General features: G+C 55.9%; 12 protein-coding genes. 2 read left to right on the top strand and 10 right to left on the bottom strand.

Features of this window, described 5'->3' with window-relative positions:
- The 10 genes from AC2FLZ_RS12580 to AC2FLZ_RS12535 form a co-directional block, all read right to left on the bottom strand.
- Positions 1–1,653, bottom strand: a 1,653-nt coding sequence (locus AC2FLZ_RS12580; protein ID WP_496882229.1) for a beta-galactosidase, incomplete at its 3' end; no start/stop codon positions are given.
- Positions 1,650–2,510: an SMP-30/gluconolactonase/LRE family protein gene (locus AC2FLZ_RS12575; RefSeq protein WP_496882228.1), complete on the bottom strand. Its 861-nt coding sequence runs from the start codon at positions 2,508–2,510 to the stop codon at positions 1,650–1,652. The genes AC2FLZ_RS12580 and AC2FLZ_RS12575, both read right to left, overlap by 4 nt.
- Positions 2,507–3,112, bottom strand: a complete 606-nt coding sequence (locus AC2FLZ_RS12570; RefSeq protein WP_480477098.1) for a 2-dehydro-3-deoxy-6-phosphogalactonate aldolase — start codon at positions 3,110–3,112, stop codon at positions 2,507–2,509. Before AC2FLZ_RS12570 ends, AC2FLZ_RS12575 begins: the two co-directional genes overlap by 4 nt.
- Positions 3,109–4,002, bottom strand: coding sequence for a 2-dehydro-3-deoxygalactonokinase (locus AC2FLZ_RS12565; protein WP_496716413.1), 894 nt, complete (start codon positions 4,000–4,002; stop codon positions 3,109–3,111). The genes AC2FLZ_RS12570 and AC2FLZ_RS12565 overlap by 4 nt, the downstream gene beginning before the upstream one ends.
- Positions 4,003–4,006: 4 nt before the next feature.
- The gene (locus AC2FLZ_RS12560; RefSeq protein ID WP_480519824.1) at positions 4,007–4,771 is read right to left on the bottom strand and encodes an SDR family NAD(P)-dependent oxidoreductase; all 765 of its coding nucleotides are present in this window, start codon (positions 4,769–4,771) and stop codon (positions 4,007–4,009) included.
- Complete coding sequence (locus AC2FLZ_RS12555; protein ID WP_480519826.1) at positions 4,771–6,477, bottom strand: IlvD/Edd family dehydratase; 1,707 nt, start codon at positions 6,475–6,477, stop codon at positions 4,771–4,773. The genes AC2FLZ_RS12560 and AC2FLZ_RS12555 overlap by 1 nt, the downstream gene beginning before the upstream one ends.
- Before the next feature lie 58 nt (positions 6,478–6,535).
- Positions 6,536–7,876 (bottom strand): alpha-glucosidase/alpha-galactosidase, encoded by a 1,341-nt coding sequence (locus AC2FLZ_RS12550; RefSeq protein WP_496882227.1) that lies wholly within the window; start codon positions 7,874–7,876, stop codon positions 6,536–6,538.
- Complete coding sequence (locus tag AC2FLZ_RS12545; protein ID WP_480477108.1) at positions 7,873–8,721, bottom strand: carbohydrate ABC transporter permease; 849 nt, start codon at positions 8,719–8,721, stop codon at positions 7,873–7,875. Before AC2FLZ_RS12545 ends, AC2FLZ_RS12550 begins: the two co-directional genes overlap by 4 nt.
- 1 nt (position 8,722) lies before the next feature.
- Positions 8,723–9,649: a carbohydrate ABC transporter permease gene (locus AC2FLZ_RS12540; RefSeq protein WP_480477110.1), complete on the bottom strand. Its 927-nt coding sequence runs from the start codon at positions 9,647–9,649 to the stop codon at positions 8,723–8,725.
- 91 nt (positions 9,650–9,740) lie between these two features.
- Positions 9,741–11,000: an ABC transporter substrate-binding protein gene (locus AC2FLZ_RS12535; RefSeq protein WP_480554892.1), complete on the bottom strand. Its 1,260-nt coding sequence runs from the start codon at positions 10,998–11,000 to the stop codon at positions 9,741–9,743.
- Positions 11,001–11,140: 140 nt separating this feature from the next.
- On the opposite strand from AC2FLZ_RS12535, the gene AC2FLZ_RS12530 reads away from it, so the two are divergent.
- Positions 11,141–11,947 carry an IclR family transcriptional regulator gene (locus AC2FLZ_RS12530; RefSeq protein ID WP_496809400.1) on the top strand — a complete coding sequence of 269 codons (807 nt, stop codon included), beginning with the start codon at positions 11,141–11,143 and terminating at the stop codon, positions 11,945–11,947.
- Positions 11,944–13,002, top strand: coding sequence for an ABC transporter ATP-binding protein (locus tag AC2FLZ_RS12525; protein WP_480519838.1), 1,059 nt, complete (start codon positions 11,944–11,946; stop codon positions 13,000–13,002). Before AC2FLZ_RS12530 ends, AC2FLZ_RS12525 begins: the two co-directional genes overlap by 4 nt.
- Positions 13,003–13,212: the final 210 nt, after the last annotated feature.

Raw genomic sequence — 13,212 nt, 5'->3', positions numbered from 1 at the left:
ATCTTCAAAACTCAGAATTTCTTCAGCAGATCCTGAAAGGCGATCGATCCAATGCTGTGCCGCGCCGCCGCCACGGACAGCCCGGTTGACAGCAGGGGGCAGTGTTTCGACCAAATCGACGTTGCAGTCCAACCCTTTCAGGCCAGGTCGACCGGCGGCGGCGATCTGGAAATCACGGGTAATTGCGCCGCTGCGTGGGCCGAGGATTGCAAGATCCGAGTTGTCCGCTAACCTACGCTCCAAATCCGGGTCAATCGTTGCCAGTCCGGGGGCAAGGATCAGCGCATAGTGCGTGGACAGGTCATTGGGCGAAACAAAATCAATCGACAGCCCCACGCGGCGCAATGCACGATAAGCTGAGAAGACCAACCGGAAATAGTCAAAGCCTGCTCCTTGCGGTAGCGATGTCCAGGCCCAGTCCGAGGGGTAATCAAACAGTATCGCAACCTTGGATTGCACCTGATGCACCTCGCCCAATGTGGATAGCTCTTCCGCTGTCTGACGGGCCTCGTGTAATGCAGGGGCGGGGCGATTGTCCGGTGTCAGCAAACCTGCGTGCATCTGTTCCTGCGCAAAGGGGGCTTGCCGCCATCGAAAATAGCTCACAACCTCAGCACCGTGGGCGACAGCCTCAAGCGACCACAACCGCACCATTCCGGGCATGGGTGCCGGGTTATAGGGTGCCCAATTCACCGGACCGGGTTGTTGTTCCATCACCCACCATCGGCCACGGCCCACTGCCCGGTAAAGATCATGGTGAAACGCCTGCATGTCCGGATCGCCTTGCTGAAGAAAGGCGGTCTTGTGGGCTTCGTCATCTTCCAATCGGTCCGATAGAAATCCGATCGGATAACTGTCCCAAGTCGCAATATCCAGATCTGCGCCAACCTCGAAATGGTCGAAATCCAGAATACGACCCATGTAGTTATGCAACAGCGGCGCATCGGTCAAAGCTCGCAATACATCGACCTGAGCTTTGTTGAATGCCACAACCTGATCTGAGCTGAACCGACGGAATGCCAGTACATGAGCGGGGTTTGGCTCGGTCACAGTTTGATTGGGTAGTTCAATCTCATCGAAGTTGCGGTACTCCATCGACCAGAACACGTTTCCCCAGGCCTTGTTCAGTTGTTCAATTGAGCCGTATCGAACAGCCAGCCAGCGCCTGAATGCATTCAGTGCCGGGGTGCTGTAGCTGACTGTTGTGTCGTGACACCCATACTCATTGTCGATCTGCCAAGCCGCCACATACGGGTTATGACCATAGCGCTCTCCCAAGACCCGTGCGATGCGGCCACATTCATCGACATAGCCCTGGTGGCTAAAGCAGTAATGCCGCCGTGATCCGAATTTGCGCGTGTTTCCATACGTATCCACAGCCAGCATGTCCGGATGTTTGTCCAGCATCCAACGCGGTGGCGTTGCTGTCGGTGTGCCAAGCACGACTTTCACTCCCGCCTCGCCAAGTGTTTTAACCGCGCGATCCAGCCATTCAAATTGCAGGGTTCCGGGGTAAGGCTCCAGCCGGTTCCACGCGAACTCTCCAATGCGTACCCACGAGATGCCGGTGTCCACCATGCGCGCGGCGTCTTCCGCCCACATCGCTTCGGGCCAGTGTTCAGGGTAGTAACACACACCAAGTTCCGGCTTCATAAAATGATCCTGTGTTCTGCCTGCCCTCGTCCCGCGTTTGGCATTGCAAACGTCATGCCATTGGTGGGTTGGGATTCAATATCCGCGTTGCTCAACCCCTGCCTTGCAGAGGTGCAGAACAGCGTGCCTAAGCTGTCGCCACCAAAGGCTGGGCAGGACGTATGTGACGCTTCGAAAGAAGTGGCCTTCAGGAAATGACCTTCGGGCGTGTAGGCCGCAACACGTCCAATCCCCCATTGCGCGATCCAGATGTTCCCGTCAGCATCAACCACCGCACCATCCGGGTTCAGGCCTTCTTTACGAAAGTCCAGAAATACGGTGCTTTCCCCTTCGGGCCATCCGCTTACTGCATTCAAGCTCCAGCGCTTGACCTGCCTCGTTTTCGTGTCACAGAAATAGGCCACGGATCGATCCGGGGCAAAACAGATTGCATTGGAAATCGTCACATCCGGCACGAGACATCTGAGTGTACCTTTCCAGAACCGATAGATTGATCCGGCCCCGGCTTCAGCCTGTTTGCCCATCGTACCGATCCAGAAACCACCCCAAGGATCAGCGCGACCGTCATTCGAGCGGGTGATTGGGTTGTCTGCCTCGAGCGGCGTAACCAGCGCTCGATGCCCGGACGTCAATTCAAACTGCCAAAGACCCGTTTCCGAAGCCAAAAGCAGTGTGTCGCGATCCACCCAGCCTGCGGCGGAGACATGTTCATCGAATTCCCAGCTTATCTGATTTTCACTTTCGCGCGTCATCAGTCGTTTGTTGAGAATGTCGAACCAGAATAGCTGTTGCCGAGCAGGGTGCCAAAGCGGACCTTCGCCCAACGCGCAGGGGCGGTCGTCAAAAATCGTGCTCATCTTGCCGCCTTGTCAAAGGCTGTTACGATCTGCTTCGCGCGTGCTGCGATTTCGACTGCGTCCATGCCGGGTTTGTACAGCGCTGATCCAATCCCGAATCCATCCGCACCGGCTTTGATCCATTGCTCGAAGTTTTCAGGCCCGGCACCACCGACAGCAAAGATACGTGTTTCCTTGGGTAAAACGGGTCGAAGTGCTGCGAGCCCAACAGGGCCTGCCATGACGCCAGGAAACAGCTTTAATCCTGTGGCCCCGGCTTCGAGAGCGGCAAAGGCTTCGGTCGGCGTGTAAACGCCCGGCCAGCTTTGCATCCCCAACGCTACAGACCGTTTGATCACGTCAGCATCATAGTTGGGTGACACAATCAGCCTGCCGCCGGCATTCCGAACTGCGTCCACCTGATCAACCGTCAATACAGTACCAGCGCCTATCAGGGCGTGATCTTTGAAAGCTTCGGCCAGAATGGAAATGCTGTCGAGCGGGTCAGGCGAATTGAGTGGAACTTCGATCCGGTCGATCCCTGCATCGATGATAACTCTGCCAACGGCCTCGGCTTCCTGTGGTTGCAGACCGCGCAGAATGGCGATGATGGGGCGGCTCATGCGATTTGCCTTGTCATATTGCGCGCCAGCGCCAGCCCGGCCAGCGTTGCTTCGGTGGCGTTTGCAGTCTCAAAGAAAGCGCCCTGTTGTCTTAGCGCTGCCGCATAGACCCGCGATACGGCATCTGCACCAATGATAGCCAGTTGTTGACCCAGCCAATATGGACGGGTGGCGGCCAATTCAGCACCGATAAGCAGTCCCGACAGCCGCGCGCGCGCGATGTCTTTGTCCTGATTGTGCAGCAGGTCCGCAGCCCGCAAGCCGAACAGGCGTGCAGCCAATTGTTCGGGCTTGGACAATGTATCCGCCACAGCCTCGGCAAAGGCATCTTCATCCCATCCTTCACCTATAGAATGCCGCAGAACAGATTGCGCACTTAACAAATCAAAAAGCTCTCCGGTCATGAGCGTCCGAAAGCTCACGATTTCACCTGCGCTGACCTGAACCCATTTCGTATGGGTTCCTGGAAGACAGAGGACACCATCCCAGTTCTGGCGAGCACCCAAAAACCCTGCGATCTGTGTTTCTTCGCCCCGCATCACATCTGGTGGGCTCAGTTGCTTTAATCCGGGTATGACGAAGGCCCGGATGCGCGAGTCTGTGCTGGGAACACGGACCGGTACTTGCGGCAAGGGTTGCGACGGAACGGTAGAATAAGGTGCTTCGACCCAGCCTTGGCGTGCACCGACCATACCGCAGGCGATCACATCTATGGGGCCATCCTTCAGCCAGTTTTCAACAAGTTCCAACAGGGCGGTCTGGAACCCGTCGGCTCCGATACGTGCCATACCTTTGTCGGACTGCGCGCAGTCCAGCACCGTTGCCCCCTGCATGGCCCAGACCCGCAGGTGAGATGTGCCCCAATCAACGGCGATCCAGTCGGTATTCATTGCTTCACCCTGAAACTACGACGCCGCCATCAACCGCCATACACTGACCGGTCATCGCCCGGCTGGCGTTGGATGCCAGGAACAATGTCGGTGCAACCATGTCTTCGGGCGTCAAATGTTCTTTCAGGCATTGTCGATCCAAATGCGCGGCCAAATCTTCGGGCGTGGCCCACTTATCCAGCTGTTTTTGCGTCAAAACCCAACCGGGAGCCAGCGCATTCACACGTATGTTCTTTGGCCCCAGTTCGCGGGCCAAAGACCGCGTCATCCCTGTAATGCCCGCATTTGACGTCGTATAGATCGGATAGCCTGCATTGCCCATCATGTAGCTGATCGAGCTGAAGTTAATGATAACGCCGCCTTCCTTCATTTGCCGGGCCGCTTCCTGACAGGCGAAATAGTAGGCTTTCAGGTTTACGTCGATCATCCAGTCCCAGAACTCGGTCGTGGTTTCCTCAAGTGTATGGCGCTGGTCATTGGCCGCGTTGTTAACCAAAACGTCTAGGGGGCCGTGGGCTTCGGCGGCTTTGGCCATTGTCGTGTGAAGAAGCTGAGTGTCGGTCATATCGCCCTGCATGAACAGAGGTGCGCGGCCGTGTTTGTCGCGCATCTCTTCGACAAAACCGCTGGCGTCCGATCTGCCGATAAAAGCCACATTGGCCCCCTGAGCCAAAAACCCATCCGTTAATGCTGCGCCCACGCCCGAGCCTCCGCCGGTAATATAGACGGATGACCCGTTCAGGTCATGAAATGTCGCTGGTTGGGTCATCAGTGGCTCTCTCTGGTCACAAGGCGGGTGTCTTTGCCGACGAGGAAATCCAGGTCGGCCCCCTGATCGGCCTGCAACACGTGATCGACATAAAGTTTGGCATACCCGCGGGAATAATGTGGCTTATCTGGTTTCCATTGGGCTCGGCGCGCGTCCAGTTCTTTTTCGTCCACCAACAGCTCAAGCTTTCCAGCGCTGGCCGAGACGCGGATGCGGTCGCCGGTTTTCACCAGCGCCAGTGTGCCGCCCGCCTGTGCCTCGGGGCTGACATGCAGGATGACGGTGCCATAGGCTGTACCGGACATGCGGGCATCCGAGATACGGATCATGTCGCGAACGCCTTCCTTCACCAATCTCGCCGGAATCGGCATGTTTCCCACCTCGGGCATCCCGGGATAACCCTTGGGTCCACATCCCTTGAGCACCAGAATGCTCTTGGATGTGACGGGCAGATCAACCCGGTCGATATTGGCTTTCAGGTCTTCGATATTTTCGAAAACAAACGCCTCACCCTCGGTTTCAAGAAGGGCATCTGTTGCGGCAGAAGGTTTGACGATGGCCCCGTTGGGCGCAAGATTGCCGCGTAAAACACGAAGGCCAGCAGCGGGCTTCACCGGATCGTTGAAAGGGCGAATGACGTCGCGGTTGAAACATTCAGCACCTTCGTAGTGGGCCGAGATGTCCTTGTTCAGAACCGTTCTGGCCGGGCGCAGGAAAGGTTTGAGTTCGCTCAGCACAGCCGGCACACCGCCCGCGTAACAGAAATCTTCCATCAGGTATTTGCCTGAGGGCATGCAGTTCACCAGAAGGGGAATCTCTGATCCGATTTCAAAGTCCTTGAGCGTCAGGTCAACGCCCACGCGACCTGCGAGCGCCAGTAGATGAACAACGGCATTGGTCGATCCCCCAACGGCCGCATTGGCGAGGATTGCATTCTCGAAGGCTTCTCTGGTCAGAATGTCGGATGGTTTCAGGTCTTCGTCGACCATTTCGACAATCCGCTTGCCTGTCAAATGGGCGAGGGCCATGCGGCGGGCGTCAACGGCGGGCAGGGCGGCATTGGTGGGCAGGCTCATGCCCATCGCTTCGACCAGAGACGCCATGGTGCTGGCCGTCCCCATGGTCATGCAAACCCCGGCACTGCGGGACATCCCGGATTCCGCGTTCATAAAATCCTGAAGGGTCATCTCTCCGGCACGCACGGCCTCGGAGAACTTCCACACATCGGTTCCTGAGCCAATATCCTGACCGCGATATTTTCCATTCAGCATAGGGCCGGAGCTGACAACGATCGACGGCAGGTCGACCGAGGCCGCGCCCATGAGTTGGCCCGGCGTGGTCTTGTCGCACCCGCCCAGCAGAACCACACCGTCAATGCCATATGCGCGGATCGACTCTTCGACATCCATGGCCAGAAGGTTGCGAAACAGCATGGCTGTGGGTTTCATCTGGGTCTCGCCCAGCGACATGACCGGGAATTCGACGGGAAAGCCCCCGGCCTCCCACACACCGCGCTTTACCCCTTCGGCCAGATCGCGGAGGCCGGAATTGCAAGGGGTTAGCTCCGACCACGTGTTGCAAATTCCGATAATTGGCCGCCCATCGAAGGCGTGATCAGGAAAACCCTGATTTTTCATCCAGGATCGATGGATGAACCCATCCTTGTCGAGTTTCCCGTACCAGTGCTGTGAGCGGCGTTTTGACATTGTTCTGTGATGCTTTTTTAGGTCTGGGTGGATTTGAGTATTTGTAAAAAGGTGAAATTCAAGCAGCGCGAGATGGGCGGCTCCAATCTGGCAGCCAGTCGGCATGGGCAGACAGAAGGTCGTTCACCAGATTTCGAATTTGGCGCAGGTCCAGCTCGGCGGCGGTGTGCGGGTCCATCATGGCTGCATGAAAGATATGCTCGGGGTTCTGGTCGACCAATGCCCTGACTGTGAGTTCCTGAACGTTGATCTGGCTACGCATCAGGGCGATCAGCTGCGGTGGGATGTCTGCGATGACAGAAGGTTGAATGCCATTTGCATCAACCAGACACGGTGTTTCGACAGCAGCCCCCATCGGCAGCTGAGGTATCTGGCCGGTGTTTGGCAGATTGCCATATGCCACGTAGGGGGTGTCAGAGATGATTGCGTTCATTATGTCTGCCGCAAACTCATGGCTGCGAGTGACGGCAATGTCGCGCCCGTCGGTCAGGGTTTTGGCCTGCTCTTTCCAGTTGCTCATCTGTTCCACACAGCGGGTCGGGTATTCATCGAGTGGGATTGAGAACTTCTCGATCAGGTCCGCCCGCCCGTCTTTGATGAACCATGGCACGTATTCTGCCAAATGCTCAGAACTTTCGGTGCAGAAATAGCCAAGGTGGTCCATCACTTCGTAGCGCACCTTGTTGGGGCAACGCGGCATCAGCAGCGGGGCCTTGGGCATTCTGCCGCTGACATAACCTTGCCGAAGGGCGGGGTAAAGATCATGGCCCTGATGCTCAAGCCGCAGGAAGAAGGCGACGTGATTGACGCCCGCGACCTTGTAGCGAATGTCGTCTTTTGACAGGTCCAAATCATGTGCCAGTTCCGCCACCGTGTTCTGAACCGAGTGGCACAGGCCGACCTGCTTCAATGATGGATATTTCTCGGCCAGTGCCCAGGTGTTGATGGCCATCGGATTGACGTATTGTAGCAATGTCGCATCAGGGCATAGCTGCATCATGTCATGCGCCACGTCCCACAAGACCGGCACAGTGCGTAACCCCCGCATGATGCCGCCGACGCCCAGCGTATCCGCGATGGTCTGGCGCAGCCCGTATTGCTTGGGGATTTCAAAATCTGTGACGGTACAGGGCTGGTACCCGCCAATCTGAAAGGCGGTAATAACGAAATCGGCACCATCGAGTGCGGCGCGTCGGTCTGTATGTGTGGATATTGTCGCGTTTGACCGGACCGAACGGATCATGGCGCGGGCTACAGCTTCGCTTTCTGTCAGGCGTACGGGGTCGATATCCATCAGCGCAAAGTGACTGTCCGCCAAAGCGGGGGTCAGCAGAGCATCCCCCACAATGTTCTTCATGAAAATTGTCGAACCTGCTCCGATGAAAGTTATCTTTGTCATTTTACAGCTCCGAGGGTCAGGCCCGCGATAAAGTGCTTTTGCATCAGGAAGAACATGGCAACCGGCGGCAGCGCTGCTACGATCGAGCCCGCGCTCATCAGTTGGTAGGCGGCGCGGAACTGGGCGTTGAAACTGGTTATGCCTGCTGTGACAGGCTGGCTTTCCGCGCCCTGAGTCAGGACGACCGCCCAGAAATAGTCGTTCCAGATGAAAGTGAAGATCAGCACGCTGAGTGCGGCAATTGCGGGTTTCATCAACGGCAAGACCACATACCAGAAGATGCGCCATTCGCTGATACCCTCGACCCGCGCGGCCTCGATTAATTCAAAGGGCAGGGCCCGGATAAAGTTGCGCATGAACAATGTGCAAAAGCCGGTCTGGAAGGCGATGTGGAACAAGACGAGGCCGGTTTTTGTGTTGTAGAGGCCCATATCAAGTGTCAGGTCGCGCACAGGCACCATCAGGATCTGGAATGGCACGAAGTTGCCGGCAACGAACATGAAGAAGATCCACAGGTTCGATTTGAATTTGTAGATGCCCAAAGCAAAGCCGGTCATGGAACTGAGGGCAACGGCACCGATCACCGTAGGAATGGTGATCATGAAAGAGTTCAGCAAGTATCGCGGCATGTCAGAGTTGAAGAATACCAGCCCGTAGTTGACCGCGCCCTCGAAACTGGATGGCAGGCCCCAATAGTTGGCGTTGGTGAAATCCGCCGCTGGTTTGACCGAAAACAGAGCCACCGCGAGTAGGGGGCCCAGCCACAGCAACAAGGCAAGTGGCAGCATCGCCTGATAGGTGATCTGCGCGGCGCGAGATTGTTTTTCGATGGGTTTGGGAAACATCTCAGTGCCCCCGTTCTTCGCGATACATCGACCAGAGGAAATAGGCGATGAAGCCGAGCATGATCAGGAACAGCACCACAGCGATAGCCGCGCCATACCCCATGCGGAAACCGTACTCAGATAGTGCGACCTCGAACATGTAATAGGCCAGCACTCGGGAAGATCCGAATGGCCCGCCCTGTGTCATGATCGAAATCAGGTCGAAACTGCGCAGCGCCCCGATGATTGTCACGACGAATGCAATGAAAGTGGCCGGGCGCAACTGTGGCAGAATGATGTGCCACAGCATTCTCAAGCCTTTGGCACCGTCCAGGCGTCCGGCTTCGATCTGTTCGGGGTCGACGGCATTCAGACCGGTGAGGTAGAGGATCATGCAATAGGCGGTTTGTGGCCAAAGGCCTGCGACGATGATGCCGTAGGTGACCAAACGCTCGTCGCCCAGCACGTTCAATGGACCCATTCCGAAAAAGCCGAGAAACTCATTCAGAAGACCAAATGTCGGGTCATAAAACCACGTGAATACAAGGCCAACAACAACCTGAGAGATGACAAATGGAAAGAAAAACAGCGATTTGTAAAGGCGGATACCCCAGACCGTCTGGTTCAGAAACAAAGCAATGAAAAGGCCCGCCGGAATGGCCAGAAGATACAGGATCAGCCAGATCAGGTTGTTCTTGAGCGAGATATAGAATGCGTCCCGGTCAACCCATTCCCAATACAAATCTTCATAATTGCGCATGCCGACATATTCGGCGGCACCCAACCCATCCCACTCGTACAGTGAAAGGTTGAAGGACTGGAAGACCGGAATGATCACATAGACCATGAAGAACAGCAGGCCCGGAGCAAGGAATAGCCACGGGGCGATGCGTTGTTGGTTTCTGTGGAACCAGTTCTCCTGATCAGGGGCGTCGGCGGCAGTGGTCATGGGTGTCCTGGGTTTGTTTGGGTAAGGCGGGTTGAAACCACCTTACATTCTGTGGCGAGGTAGGCCGGGCTCGAGCCCGGCCCAAGCCTGATTAGTTGTCGTAGATACGCTCTCGCGCGCGTTCCAGCTTGGCCAGAATACGGTCAGCATTGTCTGGTTTAACCATGAATTCCTGGAAACCTTCCATTGACACTTTGGCCATTTCAGCCGGTGCGTCGCGGTCCCAGAACTGAGCCACTCCGCCGGGGCTGTTGGTCGAGAGCATCGAAAAGCCCTGCTGCAGGAATTTGTCATCGTCTACTGAGGATTGCGCGTTCACCGGCAACTGACCGAGGTTCGATCCGTTGTTGATCTCGGTCTGTTCATCCGACGAGACAACAAAGCGCAGGAACTCTCGTGCGGCTTCTTTGTTCGATGCATTCGCCGGGATGTGGAACGTATCGGTCGGCGCGTCTTCAGCCAATTCGACATCAGGGTTGATTGAAACGAATTGGTAGAAATCCAGCTGATCATCGGTAAGCCCTGCTTCACGCAAAGGCGCGACTGCAAAATTTCCCATCAGATACGCAGCGGCTTCTCCGTTAACCATGAACGGCAAAGCCTCCTGCCAGCTATAGGTCTGATGGTTGTCAATGAAAGCCCCCATGTCGATCAACTGCTTCCAGTTTGCAAAGGTCTGCTTGACCCGGTCATCTTCCCAGCTGATTTCGCCGTTGGCCAGTTGATTGTGGAAGTCGAACCCGTTGGTGCGCATGTTCAGGTAGTCAAACCAACCGCCAGCGGTCCACAGGAACTTGGTCCCGATGGTATAGCAAGCACGGCCTGAATCGACGATCTTCTGGCAATTTGCCAGCTCTTCTTCCCAGGTAGTCGGTTCGCTGAGGCCCAATTCGTCAAAGATATCTTTACGATAGTAAACGCCCCACTGGTAGTAAGTGTAGGGGACGCCCCATTGTTTGCCATCGATGGTCATCGCGCCTTTGGTTGATGCCAGGTTTTCAGCAATTTCAGGTTCCGCCCAAAGATCCGAGACGTCTTCGAACAGACCGGCCTCGACATATGGTTTCATACGGTTGGCGGCGTACCAAGTGGCCACGTCAGGTGTGTCAGCCGTCAGAAAGTTGCGGATCTGGGTCTTATACGCTTCGCGGTCGATAACCGTGGTTTCGATCTCTAGGCCGGGGTGCTGCGCTGCAAACCGCTCGATCATCGCTTCCATCGTTGCGCGCGGGGCCGGGTTTGACGTGTCCAGGAATATCCGAAGCTCTCCAGTTAGGTCAGCAGCCACCGGTGCCGCCATAGCAACGCCAAGTGCCAGCGCAGCGGTTGTGCGCTTGAAAGTGGAATACATGGTTTCCTCCCTGTTGTTTCCACAAAAGTTCCAAATAATGAAACTATGTTTTATATATTGAAAACTACACATCGACTCGGTTAGTCTTGTCAAGACCCTCGTGCGAACTGCGATGGGCAAGCGGAGGAGAACGGACGCCCGTGTCAGGTGACGGAACTATTGGCAAAGCATGTGACGTGCTGGATCAGGTCGCCGCATTTCAGCGCCCTGTGCGATTTTCGGAGTTGCTGGACGGCAGCGATTTTCCGAAAGCAACATTGTATCGGTTTTTGCAATCATTAACCAATCAGGGAATGCTATGTTACGACCCCGAGCGCCAAACCTACGCGCCGGGTATGCGTTTGGTACGGCTTGCGCATGCAGCCTGGACCCAAAGCTCACTGGCCCCTATCGCACGTCCGTTCCTCGATATTCTAAGCCAGGAAACTGGAGAGACTGTGCATTTGGCGCAGCTCGATGCTGGTCAGGTTCTATACGTAGACAAACGCAACGCAGCGCAACCGATCGAGATGTATTCTCAGGCGGGTAAGGTGGGCCCGGCCTATTGCACGGGTGTCGGCAAGGCGATGCTTGCCTTTCTGAATGAAAGTGACCTTGACCGGGCAATTTCGCAGCAGAGTTTTCATCGCTTTACCGACAAGACCCTGACGTCCGACAATGACCTGCGCACGGATCTTGATCGAATTCGCAGCAAGGGTTTTGCCGTTGATGACGAAGAGCATGAACCCGGAATTATTTGCGTCGCCTGCCCTGTTCTTACAACAAACGGCCGTGTCCTGGGCGCGATCTCAGTAACCGGCTCGACCCAGCGAATGGATTTTGAACAACTCGAGGCATGGGTGCCTCGTGTGCGGCGGGTGGCTGAACAAATCAGCACCGAGGCGCAGGCATGGCGTTTCCCTGAAACGCGACCAGACCTCGGCAATGACAGGATGCAAGCGACATGACAGGTGTAACCCTGAACCAAGCAATAAAGCGGTACGGCCAGACGCAAGTCATTCACGGCATCGACTTGCAGATCGAAGATGGTGAGTTCTGTGTTTTCGTTGGCCCTTCGGGATGTGGCAAATCCACATTGCTACGGATGATCGCAGGTTTGGAAGAAACGTCGGAAGGCAAGATCCACATAGGAGCGCGGGACGTAACCCATATGGACCCGGCCAAACGCGGTGTGGCGATGGTCTTCCAGACCTATGCGCTTTATCCGCATATGACCGTGGCGGAAAATATGGGCTTTGGGCTGCGCATGAACGGTGTCCCAAAGGCCGAGATCACCAGAAAAGTGCAGGAAGCCTCGAACATTCTGAAACTTGACCAGTATCTCAAACGCAAACCCAAGGCTCTGTCTGGTGGGCAACGGCAGCGGGTTGCTATTGGCCGTGCCATCGTTCGGGGCCCCGACGTTTTCCTGTTTGACGAACCCTTGTCCAATCTGGACGCCGAGTTGCGCGTGGAAATGCGTGTTGAGATCGCGCGCCTTCATCAGGAAATCGGTGCGACTATGATTTACGTAACCCATGATCAGGTCGAAGCCATGACCATGGCCGACAAGATCGTCGTGCTGCGGGATGGTCGTATCGAACAGGTCGGGGCTCCGATGGATTTGTACCGCGATCCCGACAACCGGTTTGTCGCAGGTTTCATCGGTTCGCCAGCAATGAACTTTCTGGAATGTGACTATGGGGATGGCCATGTCTCCCATCCCGCGCTAGGCAAGCCGTTGCCCGTTTCTGCAACTATCCCCTCGGGTCGGACGAAAGTGACATTGGGCATGCGGCCCGAACATATTCAGATTGACCGTTCGGCCGATACTTGCACCGTGGATCTGACCGAAGCTTTGGGCGGCGTGTCCTATTCCTATTTACGGACACCAAATGGTGATAAGCTGATCGTTGAGGAACGGGACGATCAGCGAAGCAGAACCGGGGACCGGATCGGCATCGCCCTACAGCCAGAGCGTGTGATGTTTTTTGATCCAGAGACCGGGCAACGGTTTCGTTAATCACGACCTTCCAGCCCAAGGGCAGTCCTCCCAGTCCCAAGAGTTTCACGACACATAATCTGACCCGTGGCAAAACGCGCGGGCAGATGTGATTGATTCCTAGTCAAACGTGATTTAAGGGAAGCCCTGTCAAAACAGAGTCACCCAGGGGCTGTATCGTGATTTCGCCCCTCTCGCGCCACGCAATTGTGGTTGCAACTCTTGGATAGC

Source organism: Ruegeria sp. YKSF131, from assembly GCF_059612645.1.
This window is presented reverse-complemented; position numbering and strand designations above follow the sequence as displayed.

What these genes read in the sequence shown, in the direction of transcription:
- AC2FLZ_RS12565 (WP_496716413.1), bottom strand. Translation starts at nt 4,002, where the DNA reads ATGAATACCGACTGGATCGCCGTTGATTGGGGCACATCTCACCTGCGG.
- AC2FLZ_RS12525 (WP_480519838.1), top strand. Translation starts at nt 11,944, where the DNA reads ATGACAGGTGTAACCCTGAACCAAGCAATAAAGCGGTACGGCCAGACG.
- AC2FLZ_RS12545 (WP_480477108.1), bottom strand. Translation starts at nt 8,721, where the DNA reads ATGTTTCCCAAACCCATCGAAAAACAATCTCGCGCCGCGCAGATCACC.
- AC2FLZ_RS12575 (WP_496882228.1), bottom strand. Translation starts at nt 2,510, where the DNA reads ATGAGCACGATTTTTGACGACCGCCCCTGCGCGTTGGGCGAAGGTCCG.
- AC2FLZ_RS12550 (WP_496882227.1), bottom strand. Translation starts at nt 7,876, where the DNA reads ATGACAAAGATAACTTTCATCGGAGCAGGTTCGACAATTTTCATGAAG.
- AC2FLZ_RS12560 (WP_480519824.1), bottom strand. Translation starts at nt 4,771, where the DNA reads ATGACCCAACCAGCGACATTTCATGACCTGAACGGGTCATCCGTCTAT.
- AC2FLZ_RS12555 (WP_480519826.1), bottom strand. Translation starts at nt 6,477, where the DNA reads ATGTCAAAACGCCGCTCACAGCACTGGTACGGGAAACTCGACAAGGAT.
- AC2FLZ_RS12570 (WP_480477098.1), bottom strand. Translation starts at nt 3,112, where the DNA reads ATGAGCCGCCCCATCATCGCCATTCTGCGCGGTCTGCAACCACAGGAA.
- AC2FLZ_RS12535 (WP_480554892.1), bottom strand. Translation starts at nt 11,000, where the DNA reads ATGTATTCCACTTTCAAGCGCACAACCGCTGCGCTGGCACTTGGCGTT.
- AC2FLZ_RS12540 (WP_480477110.1), bottom strand. Translation starts at nt 9,649, where the DNA reads ATGACCACTGCCGCCGACGCCCCTGATCAGGAGAACTGGTTCCACAGA.